Origin of the sequence: Amycolatopsis minnesotensis (genome assembly GCF_039529815.1) — a bacterium.
GTDB classification, from domain to species: domain Bacteria; phylum Actinomycetota; class Actinomycetes; order Mycobacteriales; family Pseudonocardiaceae; genus Amycolatopsis; species Amycolatopsis minnesotensis.
In genome coordinates this window covers 36,441-51,817 of the sequence record NZ_BAAANN010000002.1, presented here as the reverse complement: position 1 = coordinate 51,817, position 15,377 = coordinate 36,441, and the positions used below count along the sequence as shown (strand labels likewise).

Genomic DNA, 15,377 nt, shown 5'->3' with positions numbered 1-15,377 from the left:
TGGTTCCTAGTTGAGGTAGGTGGTTTGGCCGAGTTCGCTCGCGCCGGGGGCGCCGAGCGCCCACTTCGAGGGGGTGCGGAGTACGCGGACGTCGATCGAGTCGTTGGAGCCGCGTGCCGCGCGGCGGATGCCGACCACCTGGGCGCTGATGGCACCGGTGATGCCGGAGCCGGAGGTCAGGCCGATGACGTCGGTGAGCTGAAGACGCGGGTCGCACGGGAGCGAGAGGTTGGTGATGATCGGTGCGGGCACGGTCGTGTCGTCGAGGAGCTGCGGAGCGACAGCGGCTGCCGTGCCGATGGTCTGGCGCCAGTCGTTCGCGTCCAGGATCAGCGTGAACCGTCCCCGTTCGGCGACCCCGGAGGCATCCTCCACCGAGTACCAGTTCGTTCGCGGGTCGCTGTAGGACGTGGCCCGCACGGTCAGAGTCGGGTTCGGGACGTCGCTGCCGTAGCTGCCGAGCAGGACGTTGGCGCCGACGTAGAGGCCGGCGGTTCGGCTGTCGGAGGTGACGCGCGCCTTGATCCGGACGTTTCGCTGGTCGAGGTCGGGTATGACCCAGGCTTCGAGCTTGACCGGGCTCGCCGCGGTATTGGAGTTCCAATCGCGCAGGTCGGTACTGGGCGTGGGCGCGGCGTTGACGCCGTCGCGCCTGACGTCCTCGGCGAAGACAGCGGTCGTCGTGGAGTGGTCCCGCCGCATCATCTCGTTGAACTCGCGGGTGATTCGCCGCTGAAGTTCGGTCTGGTCGACCGTGCCCGCCTTGATCTCGTTGGGATCGCGTCCGCAGAGGTAGACCATGTCCGTTGCGAACTGGACGGCGTCTTCGATCCGGACGCGGTCGGTGTAATGCCACTGACCGTCATCGGGGACGAGGAACGAGAGCCCGCTGTCCGGGGTCCAGGCGTCGGCGGGTTCCTGGTTGCGGTCGACGTAGGCCAGCTCGATCGCGTTCTTGTACTGGTCCAGCGACGGGTTGACGATCATGTCAAGGAGGTTGGCCACGGTGTAGGACGCCTGCGGGGCAGTGGGCGTACTGGCTCTGAGTTCGGCGTGGGGGCGCCAGATGAGCTGGCCGTACTCGTTGGTGTAGAGCGCGGCGAACTCGGCGGCGGCAACCTTCTGAAGGACCGTCCACACCTTGTCGTGCCAGGTGTCAGGGAGGAAGGACAGCTCGGCGACACAGCCGCGGAAGTCGACGTAGGGCAGCCCGTCCGCCGTCGTGGGCGGGTGTTCCTGGCCAGGCAGATACACGGCGGCGTCAGCTCCGCTGGGAGGACCGGCGTACACCTGGAAGTGCTGCGAGGGATCGAAAACGAACAGGCGGTGCGACGGGAGCCCGTCCGTGCCCGGGTACGCGCCGTAGGTGAAACCCTTCGTGGCCGGGGTTCCGGTCAGCAGCGGCACCAGTGCGCCGTCCACGGTCAGCACGGGCGTGATCGACCTACTGGTGAATCGGACGTTGAGGTCGTAGTAGCGCCAACCCTTGGGCTGGTACTTCCAGGTCCACTTGAAGATCTCACCCGTGGTGGTGATGACGGCGAAGTAGACCTGCCCGTTGCGGCCGACCTGGAAGATCAGGTTCGGGTTGGGGGCGTCGTCGAGGCTGAAGTACTGGAAGTGTCCTTCGAGGTAGGCGAAGTTGCCATTGGCGGGGTCGTCGCCCGGGTGCGGCCTGTTGGTCGCGGCGCCATCGCTTTCGCACCAGGCGTTGAATCCGACGTTGAGCGGCGCGTCGGTGGAGCCGTTGCGCGGTACCCGCGCCATGCGCTTGCCGCTGGTCCAACTGCTCGCGGCGCCTTCGCTGCCGTCCGCCTTGATCGGCTTGAGGACCGGGCCGTACTTGCCGTCTTTCCAGATCCCCTCCGGTTTGGTGGGCAAGACGTGCTGATCAGTCTGGATGAACGAGGCGTGGAACTTCCCGCCGACCGAGGGCAGGAGCGCGCCGTTGCCGCTGATGAACACCGTGGCGTCCGGGCGGGGAAGCGGTCCGATGGGAGTGCCGGCCTGCCGCAGACATTCGGTCACGACCCAGGACGCGTTGATTGGGCGCGCGGCGCCGATCTCCCACTTCTCGGTTCCGCTCTTGTCGATCGCCCAGTGCGGCAGGGTGACGTCGGCGTTGGCCCAGCGGACGATGTCGGAGCACAGCAGCTCAACCGTTTCGTCCTTGCGGTTGAATTGGATATCGCGGACGAGCCCGGTGAACTGGCGGACCTCGACCGGCCCGGCGTCGGTGTAGACGGTTTTCCAGTACCGCACGGCGGTGCCGGTGAGGTCGCGGTTGTAGAACGGCCCGTGTGCGAAGAACGGGGACAGCAGCTCGGAGACGGGCAGCTCTTCGGAGTCGCGGGCGCCTTTGAGGGTCACGCGCAGCTCGGCTGAGGAGTAGCCCTGGATCGTGTTGACACCTTCGGGCAGGTCGGTCACCAGGGCGGGGCGCTCCAGCTCGACCTCGGTGACGAGTGTGCTCAGGTCGGCGAACTCGTGGTCGAAGGTGTTGTTGCGACTCCAGTCGAAGCTGATGCTGTCGCCGATCTCCCGAGCTGATGCGAACAGCGCCTCGACGAGCGCGGCGTTGACCGCGGAGTCGGGGTGGGTGAACACGGGCTTATAGCTCCAAGATGGTCAGGGAGGCGGTCACCAGCGGGAACCGTGGTGAGACCGAGTCGAATTGGGTGATGACGACTTCCGGTGCGCCGTATCCGGCCTGCCAGGGGCTCGGTTCACTGGCCGCTTCGAGCTGGCCGGGGCCGATCTGGACGTCGAGGGCGTTTGCACCGGAGAAGTAGGGCGCGAGCCCGATGACCGAGCCGTCCTCGGGAACGGGGTAGGTCAGGTGGAGTCGTTGCCAGGCGGTGTTGTTAAACGTCAGCGCGGTGCCGAAGCTCCCAGTGAGATCGGGGGCCACGGTGGACAGGCCGAAGGTCGCGGTGCCGGTTCCGGTGGTCTTGAGCCAGAACGACACGGTGATCACCTCGCCGGGCAGGACGGGGTCGACGGTGGATTTCCGCAGGGCGCCGTTGGCGCGGCGCGGCCCGTTCGGGTACAGCACGGCGCCGTCCTTGGACGGGTTCCAGGTCACGCCGCTGTCGGGCCGGTAGGCCACTGAGCGGCCCTCGTCGGCGTAGGTGAAGTCGGGGTGCCCGGGGTTGGGCAGCGGCTTGACCGTGCCTTCGCCCCGGGTGAGCGCCCAGCTTTCGAGTCCGCCGTTCCACAGCGACGTCACGCGCGGGACGGCGACGGAGGGGCGGAAGCGGTTGGTCTTGAGGGGGTCGATGATCCTCAGCGGCGGCATGATCATGCCGGTGAACATCGCTTCGAGTGCGCTGACGTCGTTCTCGTCGAGCCACGCCTGGTCCATCGTCCACGTGCGCCGGAACCCCTGAAGGTCGACGGTGTTGTGCATGTTGACCGAGGTGTTCACCGCGGCCTGCATCTGGATCGAATTCGACAGCCCCGACTCGGGGCAGCCCAGCGGCACCAGCCGGCCGAGCGGCCCGAGCCAGAACACGGGTACGTTCGCCATCTACCTTCCGTTTTCGTTGCGGCTGTTGGCGTTCCGTACGAGACTCGCCAGGCCGAACTTGTCGATCTGGACATTCCAGCCGGACAGTGCGTCGGCGACCTTGTCTCCGATCGAGCCGAAGCCGTCCGCGGAGACCTGGCCACGCCATTGCGCGGAGACGCCGTCGTTGACCAGCGCGGCCATGTCGTCGACCGCCGCGAGCGCGACCGGCTGACTGGAGTTGAGCCCGGCGGCCCAGTCCGCGGCGACGGCCTTGCCGTACTGGCGGGCGTCGCCGTTGATGGAGAAGGCGTCGACCACGCCGGAGGCGAGGGTCTTGGCTGCGTCGGCCGCGACGCGGGCGTTGGCGTCGATGCCGTTGGCCAGGCCGGGCGGAATCCACTTGCCGATGTCGGCGAACACCTTCGACGGCGAGTTGATGCCGAGCATGTCCTTGACCCAGTTGGGAAGCAGCCAGGAGAAGAATTCCTTTACCTTCTGCCACAACCAGTCTGCGGCTCCGGCGATGCCGTTCCACAGGCCGACGAGCAGATCCTTGCCGACGCCCAGCAGCAGGCCGCCGAGATTTCCCAGCGCTCGCAGCAGGTTCATCGGCAAGTCGGTGAACAGCCAGACGATTGCCTTCAGTCCGGCTTCGAGGGCGCCCTTGATCATTTGCCAGACGCCGTCGAGAAGTGTCTGGATTCCCTTCCAGGCTCTATCCCAGTCACCGGTGATGATGCCCATGACGAAGTCGATGATTCCCTTGATCGCTGTCAGGGCGCCTTCGATGATGTCCTTAATGGACGGCCAGATTTCCTTGACCAGATTCCAGAGTGACTGGAAGATCGGCATGAGCGCCTGGCCCACGGCCAGCACGATGTCGGTGATGATCGGCATCAGGTCGGTGAGCGCCTTGACGATATCGAGGAACACCGGAACGCACTGTTTCACCACGTCGACCAGCACGGGGAAGATCGCCTGGGCAAGCTGGATCAGCGGGGGCATCAGCGCGGACAGGATGTCGATGAACACCTGAAGCCCGGCGCTGACCAGTTCCGCGATCGCGGGCAGGATCGGCATGAGCGCTTGGAGGATCTGGGTGAGGAACTGGGCGGCCAGGGTGAGCAGCGGCGAGACTGCGGTGAACGCCTGGAGCAGCGCGGTCCCGACGATCTGGCCCAGTTGGGTCAGGAACGCGATCAGCGGCGGCAGAATCGGTTCGATTGCCTTTAGAGCAAGCAAAACCATTTCGCCGATAATTTTCGCGATGGTGGTCAGGATCGGCATGGCTGCCTGGATCGCGCCGACGAGCAGCGTTCCGACGATGTTGCCGAGGAGCTGGAACGCGGGCGTGAGCGCGGTGAGGACCGGCACCATCGCGTTGAGCGCAGCACCCAGCACGTTCGACAGAAGATTGGAGATCGTGGTCAGGATGGGTGTCATTGCGACGAACGCGTTGGTCAGTGCAGTGATCAAAGTGGACAGTGGTCCACCCATCTGCCCCATCGCCTGAACTCCGGCTTCGAAAAGTCGGGTGAACATGTCGAGCAGTGCCCCGGTGACCTTGCCGAGTGCTTCGAGCGCGGCCGTGAGCTGGCCGGAGTTCTTGAGCCGCTGGACCATCGCGTTGAAGTTCGCGGCAAAGGTGTTGAGTACCCCGGCGAGCACGCCGAAGGACTGGGAGCCGACTTCCCCGAGGGTGAGGAAGGCCCTCATGAAGTTCTCGACCATCGGCTGGAGTGAGGCGAAGAACTTGCCGGTGTTGTCCAGGATGGTGCGGATCTGCTTCATCCCGGACGCCGAGGTGACGACGTTGGTGAATCCGGCGGCGAGCGGGACGAGGCCCTTGGCGACCGAGGTGAGCCCGGCTTCGAGCGTCGGGAACACGGTGGCGAGCCGCTTGAAGATTGGCGTCAGCGCCTTGTCGAAGGTGTCCGACAGCGACGCTTTGAGCTTGTCGACCAGCGGCTTGAGGCCGCTCGCGGCACGCTTGATGCCGTCGAGACCGAGATAGATCGCGGCGAACGCGGCGCCTGCCGCGAGCGCCAGGGACGGGATGCCGGCCAGCAGGGTCGAGACGAGCCCGACCAGGGGCGCGATGATCGAGACGATGGCGCCGACCAGCAGCATCGACGTGGAGATCTTCCCGAAGCCCGAGGCGACGGAGCTGAGGATGTTGGCCGCGCCGGAGAACCCGGACTTGATGGCCGAGCCGATGCCCTTGACCGTGGCGTCGAAGGTCTTGCCGATGCCCTTGCCGAGGCTGCTGACGAAGCTCTTACCCAGGCGGCTGACCCCGCGCACGGCTCCCGCCGCAGCGGTGCCGATACCGCGCAGGGCTCGGCCGACGTCGGAGAGCTTGATCCGGCGAAGCCGGTCGAACGCGTCCGCGGTGCGGGCGCCGAAGACGGCGACCCGCTCCATCGAGCGGTAGAACGCCTCGGCGTAGGTCCGGCCGCTGAACAGCGCGGAGACGAACCCGGTGATGCGGGTCTTCGCCAGTCGGCCGGCGGCTGTTGCCGACAGCGCGAGGTAGCGCGAGACAAGCGCGAGCAGCATCGGGACTTGGCGGATCTCGCTGGCGAGCTTCTTGACCGAGCCCGTGAGCGAGGCCCACGCTTTACGGGCGTTGTCGGTGGTGAGGGTGAACTTGATCATCCAGCCGACCCAGCGCAGGGTCTCGGCCGCAGCGGCGGCGGCTTCCCGGCGAGCCCGGACGATGGCGTTGGCGGTGCGCTCGGCGGACTGCCCGACGCTCCGCAGGGACCGCGCCCAGCCCTCCATCAGCGCGCCGATACCGGCCAGTGGCCGGCGGGCACGGTCCATGCTGGCGGCGACGCGACTGATCGGCCCGGCATCGAGGCTGACCTTCGCTTCGATCTTCTGCCGCTGGAGTGCTTCCTTGAACGCCTTGAAGTGCGCCTCGGCCGCCTTGGTGTCGAGGTCGACCGGTACTTCGATCTCGTGGCCGGACTGCTCCTTGAGATCCTTTTCCAGGTCTTTCGGGAACTTCGACGAGTCGGGCACGACGCGCACGGAGACCCGTGCGACTTCCTTGCCGCCTGGTCCCTTGGCTGCCATCAGGTCCCCTTCTTGGCTCGGCGAGCGCCGAGGAAGGCGGTTGCCAGGGCGCGGAAGCTGTTCTTGCCCCGGGTGCGTTCGGTGTAGCGCTCAGGGCGCTCGACGGGTTCGGGGGCTTGTGGTTTGCGTTTCGAGTTGGCCGAGATGAACGCAAAAGTGTTCTCTCGTACGGAATCGACGAGCTGAGCCATGAGGTAGCGGTCTGGTCCCCAGCCCCGGAACTCGCTTCCGCCGCGCAGAGCCGCGAACGTCGCGGACTCCGGGGGAAGCTGCCGAAGCAGGACCAGGGCTCGGCGCGGCGAGAGCCGCGCGTCAGCGCGAAGGACGTCGGCGACGTCGATGCCGTAGTACTGCTGGAGATCCGCGGTGACTTCCTCGCCGCACCTGTCGATCAGGCGGGCGAGTTCCGCGCTTCCCCCGGCTGGGTCGCCTCCGACCACAGCTCCAGCACCTTCATCGCGACCATCATGTCTCCGTTGAACGCCTCGATGAGCTTGGCGCCCTTGCCGTCCGCGGTGACGGTGGCGAGGACGAAGTTGATGGCGGCGGTGAACTTCTTGACGTCGTCGAGGTCGGCTTCGGTCTCGGTGTCCTCGTCGGCGGCAGCGGCCTCGACGTCCTTCATGGCTTCCATGACGGCGTCGCGGTCGGTCTCGTCGATCCGCAGCAGGTTCCGCAGGACGTAGGTGGCGTCGCCGACCGCGATCTTCAGCGGGGCGAACTCCCGGTCGACGTCTTCACGGAGCTTGTCCAGGGTGTACAGAGTGGACATAAAGGGTGGCGAACCTTTCGAAACTATAAGGGAAAGCGGACCGGGAAGATGAGAGAGGGCGCGGCAGGTCCGCCACGATCACCGCGCCCCCGGATATGTCAGCCGCCTGCGGGCGGGTCTGCCGGGTTGACCCCGGTGTCGAGGCTGATCCAGCGGAACAGCTCGTTCTTCGTGGTGTCCTTGAGGAACGTCGCGCGCAGCGGCAGTTTCGAGAACTCGTCCACGGCCAGCTCGATCGCGTCGGAGCGACGGATGTCGACCTTCGGGGCGTAGAACGCGATCTTCGTCGGGCCGTCCACGATCACGATGAGCAGAGCGCGCCGGGTGGCGGCGCCCGTGCCGGTGACCTTGAACTCGCCCGTGGTCGTCGAGCCGTTGGTCTGCCCGTAGTACAGGCTCAAGCCCTCTTCGTCGAACTGGTGCAGCTTCCACGTCACGTAGTCGACCGCGGCTTCCTTCACCACGGTCTTCAGCGCTTCGGACTGCCACGTTCCCTTGGTCTCGGTATCGCCGCCCTCGTACCCGAACTCCGGCAGGTCATCCCTCGACGTGTGGCCGATGTTGTTCCAGGTGGGGAATCCGGTCGCAGGGTCGAAGGAGTCGACCGCTTGCGGCGTGGGTGGTGTGGTGCCCTCGGGGGCGGTGAAGATGTATCCGGTCGCGGCTGTGAGAACCGCGTTGTCGTTCAGCGCCATTCGGCGTCTTGCTCCCTAGTCTTAGGAGGACGCACGGCGAGCTGGATTAGACACTGAACTCGCCATGAGTCATCGAAGGGAGAATCAAACTGAGTCGGACCCATCGTTTCGAAGTACGAATGGAGATATCCGGCTGGAGTCAGAGTTTGATTCTCAACCATGTCCCAAATGATTTGACGGGCATCAAGAAGCAGGTTCTCGGTTGCCACGAGTCCGCCACGGCTGTAGGCCGTCATTTCGATGACCGGCCTATCGAGCCGCCGGACGTCTCGCGGGAGCCCGCCGAGGCGGCGGACTTCGAGGATCGGGAACGCGCGGTAGTCCACGTCGGGAACCCAGGACACAACCTGAACACCTGGCAGTTTCGCGCGCAGTACCGGAAAGAGCACTTCTTGGACCCGTGGCATCGTGCGGTCGACCACGGAACTCCTATGCGAGGCCAGCGGCCCCGGTGATGATGTACAGGCCGCGGACGAACTCGCCAGAGCGGTTGTGCCGGTGCCCGAACTCGATGCTCATCGCGGCGTCGTCCACAAGGGACACGAAGCTGTCGACGCCCTTGGTTCCCTTGCTGACTTCGATCTCGGCGTGGCCGGTGTCGCGGTGCGCGGCTAGGCGCATCTCGGCGCGGACGCCGATCTTGACTGCCTGCTCCGCGACGGCCGCGCGGACGCCCAGCTCGTGGGCGGCGACTTCGGCGGCGTTGCCGTAGACCCGCACGCCGGTTACTCGTCGAGCCATTACGTCCGCCTGATGGTGTAGTCGAGGTGCCGCGTTCGCGGCGAGCCGTTGAAGATCTGCGCGTCGCCGATGACGGCCCAGTACTGCCCGCGCCAGGAAATCCGCGCTTGGGCGCCGAGCACGTGCGGGAAGGCCCGGGGGAACCGCACTCGGTAGACCGCTTCGGTTTCGAAGCCCTCGTTGTCCTGCTCGCTGCGCCGGGCACTGGTGCCGGACTGCGCTTGGAGCTGGATCATCGCCCGTGCCGGTATCCCGGTGGTCGAGGGGCGGGTGATGGTGTTGCCGTCCGAGTCGGTGGTGACCTCTTCGAGGTAGACCACGACGTCTTCGGTGGCCTTGTCGAGCAGGCTCACGTCCACCACCGCGGTTCGGTCTGGTCGCGCCAGGGGATGTTGACCTTCGGCACGAGCAGGAACACCCCGCGCGTGATGCCGAGCCAGGACCACTCGTCGTCCAGGACGCTCAGGCGCCCGGACGCGACGGCGGTCGATACCTGGTAGCTGTAGTTGCCGTCCGTCTCCTGCACGTATCCGTCTGGGTTGCGGACGACGCGGGCGACCATGTTGGCCTCGATCATGATGACGACGGCCGAATCGATGGTGCCCGCGGCGACGCGTGCGAGGAGATCGGGGATGCGGGTTTTGATCAGCAGTTCGGCGTCACCGAGCAGGGTGGAGACCTGCGTGGCCTCGTCTGGGGAGAGGTCGCGGCCCAGACGCGCGGAGACGTCGCCCACGGTGGCCAGTGCCACGGCCTCTCCTACTCGTCGGGGGTGTCGTCAGGTGCGGGTGCCTGGCGCTGGCGGGGGCGACGGGCCGGGCGCGGGGCGGCCGGAGCCGCCTGCGCCTCGGTGTAGCCCTTGCCCTTGAGCCCTTCGCCCTTCTCGTCGGAGACGAACACGGTCACGCCGTGCGGGGAGATCAGGCGCATGGGCGCTCAGCCGCCCGCCGGAGGTGCGGTCCAGCCGGTCTGGTTGAACCGCACGAAGGCGTCCAACGAGCCGACGACCCACCCGAAGGTGACCTCGATCAGGATGGCGATCTGGTTGGTCTGCCAGAGCGAGATCGTCTCGCCGCCGCTGGTCAGGGTCGCGGTGTCGGACACCTTGACGCGGACCTGGTCGGCGTAGCCGTAGCGGAGCTGGGAGAAGTCACCGCCGAGCAGCCGCATCCCGCTATCGGTCGCGGCGCCGAGGTCCCCGGCGACGGCTCGCCCGTAGTTCACGGGGAAGCCGGCCAGCTCGGTCACACCCGCGCGGAGGTTGACCGCGGCGGGGTCGGCGATGTTGCCGTTGACGTCGCGGACCACGGTCGCCCGGGAGAGCTGGCCTTTGTAGCGGGTGTCGGCGGCCCAGCCGTCGAACTCATTGGCCGAGTTGTCCGCAACCAGGTCGTACCCGGCAAGGACCTGCTCGACCAGCGCCTTGCGCTTACCGCCCGCGGTCTTACCGTCCTCGGGCTCGTCGAGGTAGATCTTGTTGGTCGTGTTGGCCAGGACGTTCGCGGCCTCGATGCCCTGGAGCGGCTGACCGTTGATCGGCTGCTTGCCGTGCAGGACTGCCAGGTCGATGCCTCGCCCGATGGCGAACGCGAGGTCGTTCTGAATCCGCGAGTACAGCCCGCGCGGGTTGCTGCGGGCGAACTCTTCCGAGGTGGTCACGATCGTGGCCAGCTTGATCGGGGAGAACGACCGCGAGCCCCAGCCCAGACCCGAGACCGGCTTCACGCCGCCCTCGCGCTGCTCGTTGCTGGTGCCCGTGCCGACCTGGCCGACCTCGGGGCGCTTCGTGTTGATCGGGATCACGGTCTCGCCGTAGCTGACCGGGATGGCCTCGCCGAGCCGGAGCACGAGCGAGCTTTCCTGCGCCTTCTCGAAGATCGGGCCAACGATCTCCTTCGGCAGCAGATCCGCCGGGACGTGAGCGAGACGCCCCTGGACCTTGCCCGCCGCCTGCTCCTGGGGCGAGGTCGGCTTCAGTTCGTTCAGTGTTGCCATTGTTGGGGAAAGAATCCTTAGCTTGAAAGTTGACTAAGGACGAAAGCCTGAAAAGCGTCGTCGGGGTTTCCGCTGTTCTCAGACGTCATTCCCTGCGCCGGATCAACCGGACGGTCGGGAATGGCGGAAAACGCGGTTCCGAACGTGGCCGCGACGCGCTGGGCGTGGTCCACGATCTGCTCTTCGCTGTCGCCCTTCAGAAGGTCGGCGAACTCTGCGGCGGATTCGCCAGGAATCCCGACCGCGAGCGCTGCCCGGAGCTTGAGGTTGTCCAGGCGCGCGGTGTTCAGGTCGGCGGCGAGCGCCGACTTCTCGTCCGAGAGCGCGGTGACCTGCGCGGAGAACTTATCCGCGGCAGCCGTGTCAGCCGCGGTCGCGGCGTCGCGGGCGCGGACGCGGTACTTGGCCGCGTCGTTGCGGGCGTCGGTCAGCGCGGTGCGAGCCCACTCGGGCAGGTCGTCTTCGGACTGCCGGCCAGCTCCGGCCTCGGGCGCGGTGTTCTCGGTGCCTTCGGTCGTTTCCGGCTGGGTGGTCTCGGACATGCGAATGCCTCCAGGGCATGAAAAGGCGCCCGCCCGGGGCGCCACAGGAATGCGAAAAAGGGGTTATGCGGCCAGATCGAGAGACGGAGAATCGCTCTCGGTGCCGTGATAGAGCGCGCGTCGCAGCGCGTTGAGGGCATCAAGCCCGGAATGGCCTTTGGTGGCGAACTTCCACAGACGCTCCGCGTCGAGGTAGGCGTCTCGCCCAGGCCAGCGTGCCCGGTTGAAGACCGGGACGACCTTGCAATCGCAGTTCGGATGCCAGCGCGTCATCAGCTCGTCGAGAGCTTCTTCGGCGCGCTCCTTCTCGGCTGGTGTCTGTGCGTCGTCTGCTTGACGCCACAGCTCGACCGCCGAGACGGTGTCGGCTTCCAGTCCTGCGGAGTCCGCGGACAGGTAGACCGGTCCACGGGAGATCAGCATGGTGCAGAACGCGCAGGACTCGCGTCCGCCCGCCACGCGAGCCCAGCCCTTGACCTTCGGGTCGGTCTCGACCGCGCGGAGGATCGTCTTGCGGCCCGCGTTCTCGACTTCCTTGGCCGCGACGGAGACCGCGCGGGCCACGTCGGCATCGGTGGCATCCGGGCGCATCAAGGCGGGCTTCGCCACGCCCATCGCGTCCTCGAACCAGTCCGGGCGGTAGCCGGCCAGATCAATCAGGTGCCGCTCGTCGTCGCCGAGCTGGTGGTCACGCTCGCTGTCGTAGAAGTCCCGCGCCAGCTCCGCGGCTTGGCGGCGGGCCTGCTCGACGTGCGGGTACAGCGCGGCCAGCATCCCCACCCACTCGCGCGGGCCAAGCCGCAGCAGCCGGAACGGGGCGATGATCAGCAGCGCGAGCGCGACCAGCGCGGCCGTGATCGCGGCCTGGCGCTCCACGTAGTCCTCGTAGGTCACGCGGCCACCTGCGCCGGAGCGTCCTTCGCCGCCGGATTCGGCGGCGGGGTGGCCGGCGGGCGATGCTGGCCCGGGATCGGGGCACCGACCAGGGCGTTGAGCCGGGCGACGGGTTCGGCGTCGTCCTGCTTGGCCATCTCGGCGCGCTCCTCGGCCGAGTAGCCGAGGTCCATCCGGGCACGTTCCTTCGGGATGATCCCGTTGCCGGAGTTGTAGAGCTTGGACACGGCGTCGGCCTTCGCCGCGAACGTCGGCGTCGAGGGGTCGCGCCAGACGGTTTCGAGCCGGTAGTAGTCGTCGGGGATCTTGCCGTCCATGACCAGCACGGCCAGCCGCATGACCTCTTCCCACGACCCGCCGAACATGCGGGCGCGTCGCTCGGCCTTCTTCACCAGCCGCGCCTCGGCGCTGCGGATGGCCTCGGCCGAAGCCGGGTTGTCCGAGGCGAACGCGAGGTACTGCGGCGGAAGACCGGTGTAGCTCGCGACGTGCTTGGCGATCTGTTCCAGGCCCTCGACGAAGTTGCGGAGATCGGCCGCGGTGAACTGGGTCGCCTTGCCCATCTCGTTCTCGATGGCGATGATCCGCGCGTAGTAGGCGTCCAGGATCTCGCGCTGCGAGCCCGTTCCGGCGATCGATTCGGCATCGGCGCCGAAGATGACCCGCTGCGGCACCGCCATGAGTTCGGCGGCGGACTGCAAGTTCATCATCACCCGCGAGGCCGCGTCGGTCATCGAGCGGATCTCGGGCGTGATCTCCGATCGGCCGTCGCGTTCGGACAGCCGTTCCCGGTTGAGCAGCGGGACGACCAGGACGCGGCCGAGCTTGTGGTTGACCCGGCTCTCGACCGTCCAGCGCGACATCGCGCCGTCCGAGCGGCGAAGCTGGATCGTGTCGTCGGGAAGCAGCAGCGTGGCGTACTCGTCGAGCGACCCGGCAGGCCCCTTGTACCGGCGAAGCGCGCGCTTGACCTTCTGTGTGCGGGGGTCGACCTCGGCGTAGAGGTTCAGCGGCGACTCGACCCGGATCAACGGGTTGTCGGGGTGGTCGTCCTCGCCGGGGGCGGACACGGTGATGTAGGAGCGGCCGTAGATCAGCGCTTCGAGGTGCCCGAGGCTGGATTCCTCGTCGAGCCTGTTGTATTTCCACCAGTCGGTCAGGCGCTCGATCGGGTCGGCCTTGCCCGAGAGCCGGAACGTCTCGACGTCCAGTCGCTCTTCGATCGAGTCCAGGTACATGCGTGGCCAGCCGATCGCGACGTTGAGCTTCCGCATCTCGGGCGGGGTGCCGATGCCGATCGATTCCAGCCGGTACTTCGAGTCGTAGTAGGCGTTCGACCGCTTCAGGCGCGGGATGGCGCCGTTGAGCTTGTTCGTGAGCTGGTCGACGTGCTCTTCGTAGGAAACGGGCATCAGCGCAGTACGACCGCCGTCCGGTTCCGGTTTCGTTTGGACATAAGGAATTCCTGTCGTGCGCCGAACGCCAGGACCGCACAGACTGCCGCGTCGATCTTGCGGTCGGAGTCCTTGCTGGCCTTGCGGATGGCGATCGCGTCGTAGATGGTCGGGTGCCGGTGCGCGTTGAGCACGTGCTGTCGCAGCACCGCGGCCCCGTTGTGCGTCATCTCGCCCTCAAGGACCGCGTCCAGGAACCGCTCGCAATCGAGGGCGAAGGCTTTCTTGTGCCCGCGCATGTCGTAGGCGACCGGGTTACCCGGGGTCGCCTTCACCGCGAGCTTGCGGCCGTAGGTGCGAGACCAGGAATCCACGTACGCCTCGAATTCCTTGACGTCTGCGCGGAAGCCGAGCACCCTGAAGCGGCCGAACGCCCACGCGACGGTGGCGTCCACGTCATCACGCGGCACTTCCTTGCCGGGGTAGCGCTCCGGATTCCACACCTTCAGCGGGAACAGAGCGCCGTCCTCAATGCGGCAGGCAACGAGCGCGGTGTGGTCGCTGCCCTTCGAGCCGTCGAACCCGAGCGTGATCCGGTCGCCCGCTTCCAGCGTGACGTCGGACTGAAGCCGGTCCCACTCGTGCGGGGCGATCCAGGAGTCCTCGGCAGCGTTGACTTGGTTGAGGAACTTCCGCCGCGACTCGCTGACCGGGTTGTTGATGTCCAAAATGGACGCGATGATGACGTCGATGTCGAGCCATTCGGCGTCGCCGCGAGCGACCAAGAGGCCAGCCCGCAGCGCGGCGATACCGGCCGCGTGGCCCTCGGGGTCGTCGTCGGGGTGCGGGATCTCGGAGACAGGCGTGTCGGCCGGCGCCTCCAGCGCGTCGTAGAGCAGGCCCGTGTCGATGGCCTGCCCCGCGCTGACAGCCTGGTTCGCGTCGTACAGCCGTTCGCCGACCGAGTCCTGCCCGGGGATGTGGGCGTTGCAGATCGCGAGGTAGCGGGCTGAGCCGTACGCGGCTTTGGTGACGTTGCCCTCGATGACGTTGAACATCGAGTGGCCGTCGTTGGCTTCGACCCACCACTGAATTTCGTTGAGGACAACGAAAGTTGGGCGTTTGCCCTCCAGGGCGAGCGGGGAGGACGTGACGCCCTCGATCATCCCACCCGCTTTGGTGTAGATGATCGTCTTGTTCAGCTCGACGCCGAACTCCTCACGGAGCTTCTTCGACGCCATAGCCGGGAAAAGTGCGAAAGTGTTTCTCGTCTGATCCTGCGAGACTGCGGCGATCTGCACCCAAGCCGACGCCCGCGGCTTGCCCACGGGGTTACCAGCCGAATCGAAGTGGTCGAACGCGACCGGCCCGCACAGCTCGGCGAGGCTCATCGCGGCGACCAACGGATCTTTTCCGTGGCCCTTCATCCGACGGAACACGCCGGAGCGATACGCGAACCGTCCCCGCTCATCGACGGCGTACCACCAGACCAGGAAGCGGGCCTGCTCCAATGTCGGCAGGAACGCTTCGCCAGCGCGGGGTCCGCCCGCTTGAAGTACGTATTCGGCGAGCCAGTTGATGATGTCCCAGCCGAGGGAGCGTTCTGGCAGCCACCAGCCGCCCTCGCGCTTTCTGCGCCAGGTCGGCCCGATAGTATGGCTCGGCGCAGGCTGCAAATCCTCCTGCACCCAGAACTCCTCACCTTAAATCGAAACTCAGTAGCGTGCGTGGAATTTCGTGAATCAGGTAGCA

The 15,377-nt window shown here is 66.7% G+C and carries 16 protein-coding genes; all 16 read right to left on the bottom strand.

What is annotated here, in order from left to right; all coding sequences use genetic code 11:
* Nucleotides 1–6 precede the first annotated feature (6 nt).
* Nucleotides 7–2,607, bottom strand: a complete 2,601-nt coding sequence (locus tag ABD256_RS02260; protein ID WP_344412805.1) for a hypothetical protein — start codon at nt 2,605–2,607, stop codon at nt 7–9.
* A 4-nt stretch (nt 2,608–2,611) separates the two neighbouring features.
* Nucleotides 2,612–3,529, bottom strand: a complete 918-nt coding sequence (locus ABD256_RS02255; protein WP_344412803.1) for a hypothetical protein — start codon at nt 3,527–3,529, stop codon at nt 2,612–2,614.
* On the bottom strand, nt 3,530–6,592 hold the full coding sequence (locus ABD256_RS02250) for a phage tail protein (protein ID WP_344412801.1): 3,063 nt from the start codon (nt 6,590–6,592) through the stop codon (nt 3,530–3,532). It lies immediately after the preceding gene.
* A complete protein-coding gene (locus tag ABD256_RS02245; protein ID WP_344412799.1) occupies nt 6,592–7,032 on the bottom strand; it encodes a hypothetical protein in 441 nt (146 codons plus the stop codon). The genes ABD256_RS02250 and ABD256_RS02245 overlap by 1 nt, the downstream gene beginning before the upstream one ends.
* A complete protein-coding gene (locus tag ABD256_RS02240) occupies nt 6,984–7,364 on the bottom strand; it encodes a phage tail assembly protein (protein WP_344412797.1) in 381 nt (126 codons plus the stop codon). Before ABD256_RS02240 ends, ABD256_RS02245 begins: the two co-directional genes overlap by 49 nt.
* Nucleotides 7,365–7,462: 98 nt before the next feature.
* The gene (locus ABD256_RS02235) at nt 7,463–8,059 is read right to left on the bottom strand and encodes a phage tail tube protein (RefSeq protein WP_344412795.1); all 597 of its coding nucleotides are present in this window, start codon (nt 8,057–8,059) and stop codon (nt 7,463–7,465) included.
* On the bottom strand, nt 8,050–8,481 hold the full coding sequence (locus ABD256_RS02230; RefSeq protein WP_344412793.1) for a hypothetical protein: 432 nt from the start codon (nt 8,479–8,481) through the stop codon (nt 8,050–8,052). Before ABD256_RS02230 ends, ABD256_RS02235 begins: the two co-directional genes overlap by 10 nt.
* A 7-nt stretch (nt 8,482–8,488) precedes the next feature.
* Nucleotides 8,489–8,800, bottom strand: coding sequence for a DUF5403 family protein (locus ABD256_RS02225; protein ID WP_344412791.1), 312 nt, complete (start codon nt 8,798–8,800; stop codon nt 8,489–8,491).
* Nucleotides 8,800–9,153, bottom strand: coding sequence for a hypothetical protein (locus tag ABD256_RS02220; RefSeq protein WP_344412789.1), 354 nt, complete (start codon nt 9,151–9,153; stop codon nt 8,800–8,802). Before ABD256_RS02220 ends, ABD256_RS02225 begins: the two co-directional genes overlap by 1 nt.
* A complete protein-coding gene (locus tag ABD256_RS02215; protein ID WP_344412787.1) occupies nt 9,150–9,551 on the bottom strand; it encodes a Gp19/Gp15/Gp42 family protein in 402 nt (133 codons plus the stop codon). The genes ABD256_RS02220 and ABD256_RS02215 overlap by 4 nt, the downstream gene beginning before the upstream one ends.
* Nucleotides 9,552–9,559: 8 nt before the next feature.
* Nucleotides 9,560–9,730: a DUF7302 family protein gene (locus ABD256_RS02210; protein WP_344412785.1), complete on the bottom strand. Its 171-nt coding sequence runs from the start codon at nt 9,728–9,730 to the stop codon at nt 9,560–9,562.
* Nucleotides 9,731–9,736: 6 nt separating this feature from the next.
* Nucleotides 9,737–10,795, bottom strand: coding sequence for a phage major capsid family protein (locus ABD256_RS02205; protein ID WP_344412783.1), 1,059 nt, complete (start codon nt 10,793–10,795; stop codon nt 9,737–9,739).
* A gap of 17 nt (nt 10,796–10,812) precedes the next feature.
* Entirely contained in the window at nt 10,813–11,337 is a 525-nt protein-coding gene (locus ABD256_RS02200) for a hypothetical protein (protein WP_344412781.1), read from the bottom strand.
* 63 nt (nt 11,338–11,400) lie between these two features.
* On the bottom strand, nt 11,401–12,231 hold the full coding sequence (locus tag ABD256_RS02195; RefSeq protein WP_344412779.1) for a VG15 protein: 831 nt from the start codon (nt 12,229–12,231) through the stop codon (nt 11,401–11,403).
* Nucleotides 12,228–13,643: a phage portal protein gene (locus ABD256_RS02190; protein ID WP_344412777.1), complete on the bottom strand. Its 1,416-nt coding sequence runs from the start codon at nt 13,641–13,643 to the stop codon at nt 12,228–12,230. Before ABD256_RS02190 ends, ABD256_RS02195 begins: the two co-directional genes overlap by 4 nt.
* A complete protein-coding gene (locus ABD256_RS02185) occupies nt 13,643–15,313 on the bottom strand; it encodes a hypothetical protein (protein WP_344412775.1) in 1,671 nt (556 codons plus the stop codon). The genes ABD256_RS02190 and ABD256_RS02185 overlap by 1 nt, the downstream gene beginning before the upstream one ends.
* Nucleotides 15,314–15,377 lie beyond the last annotated feature (64 nt).